At 58.0% G+C, this 7,201-nt stretch carries 7 protein-coding genes and 1 pseudogene; 6 read left to right on the top strand and 2 right to left on the bottom strand.

The annotated features are described in order from the left end of the window. Nucleotides 1-214: 214 nt before the first annotated feature. A complete protein-coding gene (locus NW839_RS12100; RefSeq protein ID WP_414351654.1) occupies nucleotides 215-1,198 on the bottom strand; it encodes an ABC transporter ATP-binding protein in 984 nt (327 codons plus the stop codon). A gap of 298 nt (nucleotides 1,199-1,496) precedes the next feature. Here NW839_RS12100 and NW839_RS12095 point away from each other — a divergent pair, with 298 nt between their 5' ends. Together NW839_RS12095 and NW839_RS12090 are read left to right on the top strand one after the other, a co-directional pair. Beyond that, the gene (locus NW839_RS12095; RefSeq protein ID WP_414344860.1) at nucleotides 1,497-2,291 is read left to right on the top strand and encodes a CDP-alcohol phosphatidyltransferase family protein; all 795 of its coding nucleotides are present in this window, start codon (nucleotides 1,497-1,499) and stop codon (nucleotides 2,289-2,291) included. 126 nt (nucleotides 2,292-2,417) lie between these two features. Further along, nucleotides 2,418-3,275, top strand: a complete 858-nt coding sequence (locus NW839_RS12090) for a methyltransferase domain-containing protein (RefSeq protein ID WP_414351652.1) — start codon at nucleotides 2,418-2,420, stop codon at nucleotides 3,273-3,275. A 47-nt stretch (nucleotides 3,276-3,322) separates the two neighbouring features. Here NW839_RS12090 and NW839_RS12085 read toward each other — a convergent pair whose 3' ends face one another. Next, a complete protein-coding gene (locus NW839_RS12085; protein WP_414331024.1) occupies nucleotides 3,323-3,943 on the bottom strand; it encodes a uracil-DNA glycosylase in 621 nt (206 codons plus the stop codon). 280 nt (nucleotides 3,944-4,223) lie between these two features. Here NW839_RS12085 and NW839_RS12080 point away from each other — a divergent pair, with 280 nt between their 5' ends. The 4 genes and pseudogenes from NW839_RS12080 to NW839_RS12065 form a co-directional block, all read left to right on the top strand. Beyond that, nucleotides 4,224-5,684, top strand: a complete 1,461-nt coding sequence (locus tag NW839_RS12080; RefSeq protein WP_414351651.1) for a TldD/PmbA family protein — start codon at nucleotides 4,224-4,226, stop codon at nucleotides 5,682-5,684. 20 nt (nucleotides 5,685-5,704) lie between these two features. Beyond that, nucleotides 5,705-6,160 (top strand): hypothetical protein, encoded by a 456-nt coding sequence (locus NW839_RS12075; protein ID WP_414331012.1) that lies wholly within the window; start codon nucleotides 5,705-5,707, stop codon nucleotides 6,158-6,160. Then, nucleotides 6,157-6,582 carry a DUF4351 domain-containing protein gene (locus NW839_RS12070; RefSeq protein WP_414351649.1) on the top strand — a complete coding sequence of 142 codons (426 nt, stop codon included), beginning with the start codon at nucleotides 6,157-6,159 and terminating at the stop codon, nucleotides 6,580-6,582. Before NW839_RS12075 ends, NW839_RS12070 begins: the two co-directional genes overlap by 4 nt. Nucleotides 6,583-6,586: 4 nt before the next feature. Further along, nucleotides 6,587-7,201, top strand: a pseudogene (locus NW839_RS12065) (RNA-guided endonuclease TnpB family protein); the annotation flags it as partial.

Raw genomic sequence — 7,201 nt, 5'->3', positions numbered from 1 at the left:
GGAAACTGCGCTTTGGGTATTCTACTCAAAGCTTTGCGGGATACCGCCATTCTGTTTGGAAACAAACAGAGTGCTATCGCTGCATAGTTGAACAGTGATGTTCAGCAGTGTTCAGCGTAAATGTATCAGCACAGAGTCCCCTACTGGGAAATACTCAGGGCAGAACTCCGTCCTGCTCTCGGGGTTCTCCATAGCACCAGTGCAAACGGCCAGCCTAGGCAGAGACCGGATGATCCCCTTCAATGGCCCGCACTTGCTCCACAAAGAACTCTTCTAGGGATTGCCGCTGCCAATGCAAATCTGTCACCACTGCCCCCGCTTGGTTCAAAAGGCTCAGCAACTCCGGTAGGGATCCACTCCATTCCCCCGACCAATGGGATCCCTGAATCGAGAAGTGCTCTAGGCGGTCGCGGAACTGTTCGACGGCGCCACCGTGCCCCTGTACCCGATAGCTTTTGCTCTCTCCCAGCAAGTCATCCAAAGTTCCCTGATGCACCAATTTGCCGCCGATGATCAGGCCGACTCGGTTGCAGATAACTTCCACATCCGCCAGGATATGGCTGTTGAAAAACACCGTTTTGCCCTGCTGCTTGAGGGACAGAATGATCTCGCGCATTTGATAGCGGCCCATGGGATCCAGTCCCGACATCGGCTCATCCAGAAACACCAGCTCTGGGTCGTTGATCAGCGCTTGGGCCATGCCAGTGCGCTGCAGCATGCCCTTGGAGTAGGTGCGCAGTTGTTTTTTGCGGGCCGTATCTATAGAAAGCCCCACCAGCTCCAGCAGTTGCGGGATCCGCTCCTTCAACAGGCTATTGGGCAGACCAAACACCTTGCCGGCAAACTGGAGAAACTCCCATGCCGTCAAGTAATCGTAAAAATAGGGGTTCTCCGGCAAATATCCCACCTGTTGCTTGATGGAGCGATCCCCCAGGGGTTTGCCCAGCAAAGTGCCGCTGCCGCGGGTGGGCTCCACAATGCCCAGTAGGCATTTGATGGTGGTGGTTTTCCCGGCCCCGTTGGGCCCCAGCAGCCCAAAGGTTTCTCCGCGGGCCACAGTCAGAGAAAAATCTTTGAGGGGGCTGACCACCTTGTTCAGCCAAAATCCTGTGCGATAGGTTTTGGTCAGGCCGGTGATGGCCATGACCGGCTCTGGTGCCGCGAACGCTTCTGCTGGGGAAGTGGGGGTCTCGCTCATGGACTCGCTCGTAGGTATGTTGGAGTTGAGGGAGAAAAAGGTGCCGCGAACACCGAGTTAAGGAGCACACAGTCCGCCAGGCGATAGGCTACCCAGCCTAACCTTTAGTTTACCCACAGGCTTTGTCCCAGCCTAGGCTTGCCGCAGCACTTCCGGTAGAGGAAAGGGGCCAGAGCAAACATACTCCGCGTAGGTATCCGCTTCATTCGCAACAGCGGTGCGGTTCCTTTGCCGTAGGCACAGCACTTTGCTCTGACCTCCCTTCAGTAGCATTCTCATCATCTGGGATGATTCTGGGATGATGATTTCCATCGCGTTGGCGGTGCGGAGCAAGAAAATTGAATCCAGAGGTTTTGTGCCTCTGGCCTCTGGGATCCCAGCCGGTGGTGATCATCGGCAACAGCGTTGCAGAGCAATAAGAAAGGAGTGTTTCTTGCTGGATAAGGTGCTTAGGCAGTGGAAGGAGCGGCTGTTGGCTCCAGTGCTGCAAACCCCTCTCCAACAGGTGCATCCCCTAGCCATTACCCTGTCGGGGTTTGCCATGGGCCTGGCCTCTGGGACAGCGGCAGCTTACGGGGCCTACGGGTGGGGGCTGGGCCTGTGGTTGCTGAACCGGTTTATGGATGGGCTGGACGGCACGTTGGCTCGTCTGCAGGGGCGGCAGAGCGATCTGGGGGGCTACCTGGATATGCTGCTGGATGTGGTGGTCTACGCGGTCGTTCCCCTGGGGCTGGCCTTTCACCAGGGATCCCTGCTGGGCTATGCTTCTCTGGCTCTGATGCTGGCCAGCTTTTACATCAACCTTTGCTCCTGGATGTATTTGGCAGGGCTGTTGGAAAAACGGCGTTCGCGACAGCGTTGCGGAGCAACAAGGACGGATGGCACTGTCGGGGCGGGATCCCTGGATGAACTGACCAGCTTAAGTATGCCGTCGGGGCTTATCGAGGGCAGCGAAACCATCTTTTTCTACGGCTTGTTTTTCCTTTTCCCGGAGTACATGGTGGGCTTGTTTGGGCTGATGGCGATTCTGGTGCTCTTGAGTGCTGTGCAGCGGTTGGTTTGGGCGCTGGGATCGCTTTCTGCTCCAAGGTGAGCCCGGAAAGGGTCTGTTACTATGGCTCCGTCCGGCTGGCGCGAATCGGGTTTCAAGACCTCCCCATCAAGCCCCACCGGGCAAGAGGATCCAAAATGAGAAAGCCATAGACCGAGATCTGCCGCCGTGACCTCCACCCTCAACCAACGCATTCGCCACTTCTACGATGCCTCCTCCGGCCTCTGGGAGCGGGTGTGGGGGGAGCACATGCACCATGGCTATTACGAGCCGGGCCAAACCGGTAAGGATCGCCGCCAAGCTCAGATTGACTTGATTGATAGGGTTATCCAGTGGGGCCAGATCGGGGATCCCTGCCCTCCCCAGCACATTCTTGATCTTGGCTGTGGCATTGGGGGAAGCAGCTTGGAGTTAGCCCGGCGCTTTGGGGCACAGGTTACGGGCATTACCCTCAGCCCCGTCCAAGCCAAGCGGGCTACGGAGCGCGCCCAAGAGGCCGGCCTGAGCAACAAGGTGCGATTTCAGGTGGCCGATGCCCTGGAGATGCCCTTTGCAGACAACACCTTCGATTTGGTGTGGTCTCTGGAAAGCGGCGAGCACATGCCGGATAAGCAGCAGTTTCTGGCCGAATGCTGGCGGGTCTTGCAACCGGGCGGGCAGGTGATGGTGGTAACCTGGTGCCACCGCGAGGGATCCCTGAGCCAGCAGGATCAACAGCTTTTGCAGAAAATCTACGAGGTGTACTGCCTGCCCTATGTGATCAGCCTCTCCAGCTACGAGGCTCTGGCCCAACAGGTGGGCTTTGAGCAGGTGCGCAGCGCCGACTGGTCGGAGCGAGTGGCCCCTTTCTGGGATGAGGTGATCGCTTCTGCCCGCGACTGGCGCTGGATCTGGGCTTTGCTGCGCAGCGGCTGGGTTACCGTTCGCGGGGCGCTGGGGCTGGGCCTGATGCGTCAGGCTTATGCCACCGGCTTGCTCCGCTTTGGCCTCTTGACTGGGTTCAAACCTGGGGATCAGCCAAGGTAGGGATCCCTTGCTCTCCTTTGGGAGGAGGGGCGCTTGGGGAAATGGGCTCAAAAGTTGGGCTGGGGCGGTGCTGTGCCGGTGAGTTCCAGATACTTTTGCTTCACCGCCTGAATATCCTGCCACATCAACCACTTGGGGCTGCCGGGGGTGCGGTCTGGGTTGCGCAGCAGATAAGCCGGGTGAAAGATGGGCATACACCAGCGTCCCTGCCACTGGATCCATTCCCCGCGGATCTTGGTGATCCCTCGCTTCTCGCCCAAAAGGGAGCGCACCGAGGTGGCCCCCGTGAGCAGAATAATCCAGGGATCCACCAGGCGAATCTGCTCCAACAGATAGGGACGGCAGGCGTCCATCTCCTCCTGGGTGGGCACGCGGTTGTTAGGGGGGCGGCACTTGACCACATTACAGATGTAGGTGTCCTGCTCGGGATCCAGCCCCACCGAAGCCAGGATTTTATCCAGCAATTGTCCCGACTTGCCCACAAAAGGCAGCCCCTGCAGGTCTTCGCTTTCCCCTGGCCCCTCTCCGATGATTAAAATCCTTGCCTTGGGGTTGCCCCGATGCACCACCACATGGGTACGGCTGGCTGCCAAGTCGCAGCGCTGGCATACCAAACAATGCTGCTTCAGTTGCTCCAAATCCCTGTAAGTGCCGGGGGGGATGGACACCTGGGCCGACAGGGGGATCTGATCCCACTGGGGGAGTGTCTCCTCCGCCGGGGCTGGCGGCTCGATGGGATCGTCAAACAGGCTGGGCTGAAGCTCCGGCGGTTTTTTCTTGGCAGCCATTGCAAGTCGAGGTTTCCTTGTGCAGCGATCTTCGATTGCTCCCCCGCCCTTGTCAAGCTCAAGGCCAACCTGCCGGCAGGGGAGAACCTTTACTCCTTGTTAAACTGAGAAAACGAAAACTTGCGCCGGCCTTAGCTCGTCTCTACTCCCTGAGCCTGCCATGCTGCTTTTGTCCAAAGAACTGCCCAACCTGAACTACCGTCATACTCTACAGCGCTTCGACGAGGATTGGCGGGATCCCCTCTCTGCCCTGTTGGGCTGGGGGCGCGCTGCCGGTGCCGATTTGGTGGAGATTTTTCTAGAACGGGGCAATTCCATCAGTTGCCTGGCCGAAGATGACGCCATCACCAGCATCACCCCACGGCTCTCCACCGGGGCCGGCGTGCGGGTGTTTCGCGGCTTGGCCGACTGCTACGTCAGCACCAACGATCTGTCCTTTGCCGGTCTCAAGGCTGCTCTGGAGAAGGGCCTTTCGCTGATGGGCTTCACCCCTCCTGGCCCCACAGCGCTGGTTTCTGCCATCAACCTGGAGATGCTGCAGGACTACGGCGAGCGTCGCCGCAAAGATGGCTGGTTGAAGGAATGTAGCCCCATTGCGGAGATGGGGGAGATCCTGCTCAAAGCCAACGAGCAACTGGGTCGCCAAGCCCGCCATGTGCAGTCCCGCCGCACCACCTATTTCCGCGATTGGCAAGAGATTCTGGTGGCCTGCAGCGATGGCACCTTTGTGCGGGATGTGCGCCTCACCCAATCCGTGAGCTCTACGCTGCTCTGTGCCGATGGATCCCATCGCGCCTCTGTCAGTCAACGCTCCGGCGGTACGGGGGATCCCAACTTTTTGCGCCGCTGGGATCTGGAGGCCCACAGCCGGGAGCTGGCAGAAGCCGCCGGCCAGATGCTCTATGCCGACTACGTGGAATCCGGCACCTACCCGATTGTGATGTCCAACGCTTTTGGCGGCGTTATCTTCCACGAAGCCTGCGGCCACTTGTTGGAAACCACCCAGATTGAGCGCAAAACCACTCCCTTTGCCGACAAAAAAGGCCAGAAAATTGCCCACAAAAACCTCACCGCCTGGGACGAAGGTCTCTCTGAAGGGGCCTTTGGCAGCCTGGATGTGGACGACGAGGGCATGCCGGTCCAGCGCACTTTGCTAATTGAAAAGGGCATTTTGAAGAACTTCCTGGCCGACCGGGCCGGCTCACTGCGCACCGGCCACCCCCGCACCGGCAGCGGTCGCCGACAGAACTACACCTTTGCCCCCGCCAGCCGTATGCGCAACACTTACATTGCCCCCGGAGATGCAGAATTGGACGATCTTTTTGCTTCTATCGACAAAGGCATTTACTGCAAGCGTATGGGGGGAGGGAGCGTCGGCCCAACCGGGCAATTTAACTTTGCCGTCGAAGAAGCCTATCTCATCGAAAACGGCAAGATTACCAAACCCCTCAAGGGAGCCACCCTGATCGGAGAAGCCAAAGACATCTTGACCAAAATCTCCATGTGTTCCAAAGACCTCAGCTTGGCAGCCGGGTTCTGTGGCTCTGTAAGTGGCAGCATTTACGTCACCGTCGGGCAGCCTCACATCAAGGTAGATTCCATTACCGTGGGCGGTCGCTAATTCCAGGGATCCACCTCGACATGGCCTATGACAACGTCTGCAAATATCTGGCCGAGCGTTTCCCAGAGCAGTTTGCCCGCTGGCTCATGGGAGAAGTGGCTCGGCTCCGACTCTATCGGAGGTATCCTCACCTATCGGTGCAGCAGGTGGTCAAGGTGCTCCGCACCGCTAACGCGATTGACTTGCGCAAAACGGGGTCGGAGCGAGTTTTCCAGACCTCTTTTCGTCTAGAGAGGCTGAGCCATGAGTTTGATGTTGTCCGCCTGTGGGAATGCGATTTGAGGGCCGGAGCGGATCGGCAAGCCCTGCTACCGTTTCGGGTTCTAAGCCAGGTGGAAGATCCAGCAGAAACCTTGCGAGAGGTGGTCAGTGAGCTAGAGAGCTTGGCAGACCCCAGTGAGAGAAGGGAATTGGCAGCCGCAACAGCCGTCTTGGCGGGACTAGCATTGGATCGGGGTTTGATTGGCAGATCATGAGGTCTTTGGATATGAGGGAATCGGTGATCTACCAAGAGTGGCGGGCAGAAGCTCTGCGAGAGGGACTGGAAGAAGGACGCAAAGAAGGACGCAGAGAAGGACTACAACTGGGCCTTCAACAAGGGCTACAACAAGGATTGCAACAAGGATTGCAACAAGGATTACAACAGGGATTGCAACACGGGGAAGCAACGCTGGTTTTGCGGCTGCTCAGGCGGAAGTTGGGATCCCTTGACCCGGCCCTTGAGAATAAGATTTGGGCTTTGTCAACGTCACAACTGGAGGCGCTGGGGGAAGCTCTGTTGGACTTCAGCAGCTCGGAAGAGTTGACCGCCTGGCTGGCCCGTCAGCTAGAAACCGCAGGAGCCCCGCTCTCTGCCCACAGGGCAAGGGTCGGGAGGAATGTGAGTAAAATGCAATAAGGCTATGACCCAAGTCCTGACCGTTTCTTGCAAGCTCAAGGTGTCCCAGTCGCAAGCCGCCAAATTGGACGAGACATTGGATGCTTTGTCGCTACGCGACGCTAACGCGAACGGCCAAGCCTTGAACTGGGTCAACCAAAACACACCCGAGAAAGTCGTCAACCCACTGAAACTCCAATCCCTGTGCTACTACGAAATCCGTGCCCGTTTCGGCTTGTCCAGTAATTTGGCAAGGACTACGTCCCGCTTACGCGACCAACAGATATGCAGACGGGTAGCGTCTGCTCGCAAGGTGGCACAACAGAAAAACCGCCCGGTCAAAGCGTTGTCGCTACGCGACGCTAACGCGAACAAGGGTGGCTTCGCTACCTACGACGCTCGTATCTTTTCGTTTCGCGAGAAAGACTGGACGGTGTCGCTCACCACGGTGGAGGGTCGAGAACGCTTTGAGCTGGCGATTGGTCATTACCAGAGAGAACAGTTGGCAGGCTCCAATCCCAAAAAGACCTCCGGTCCGCTGACGCGAACGGCCACTCTGGTCAAGCGCAAAGACGGTTCCTACTCCATCCAGATTTGCGTGGAAGCAAAGTTACCGGAACAGCAGAACACCGCTCAGGTG

It is taken from the genome of Synechococcus sp. R5-15 (assembly GCF_047462035.1).
Taxonomy (GTDB): domain Bacteria; phylum Cyanobacteriota; class Cyanobacteriia; order Thermostichales; family Thermostichaceae; genus Thermostichus.
This window is presented reverse-complemented; position numbering and strand designations above follow the sequence as displayed.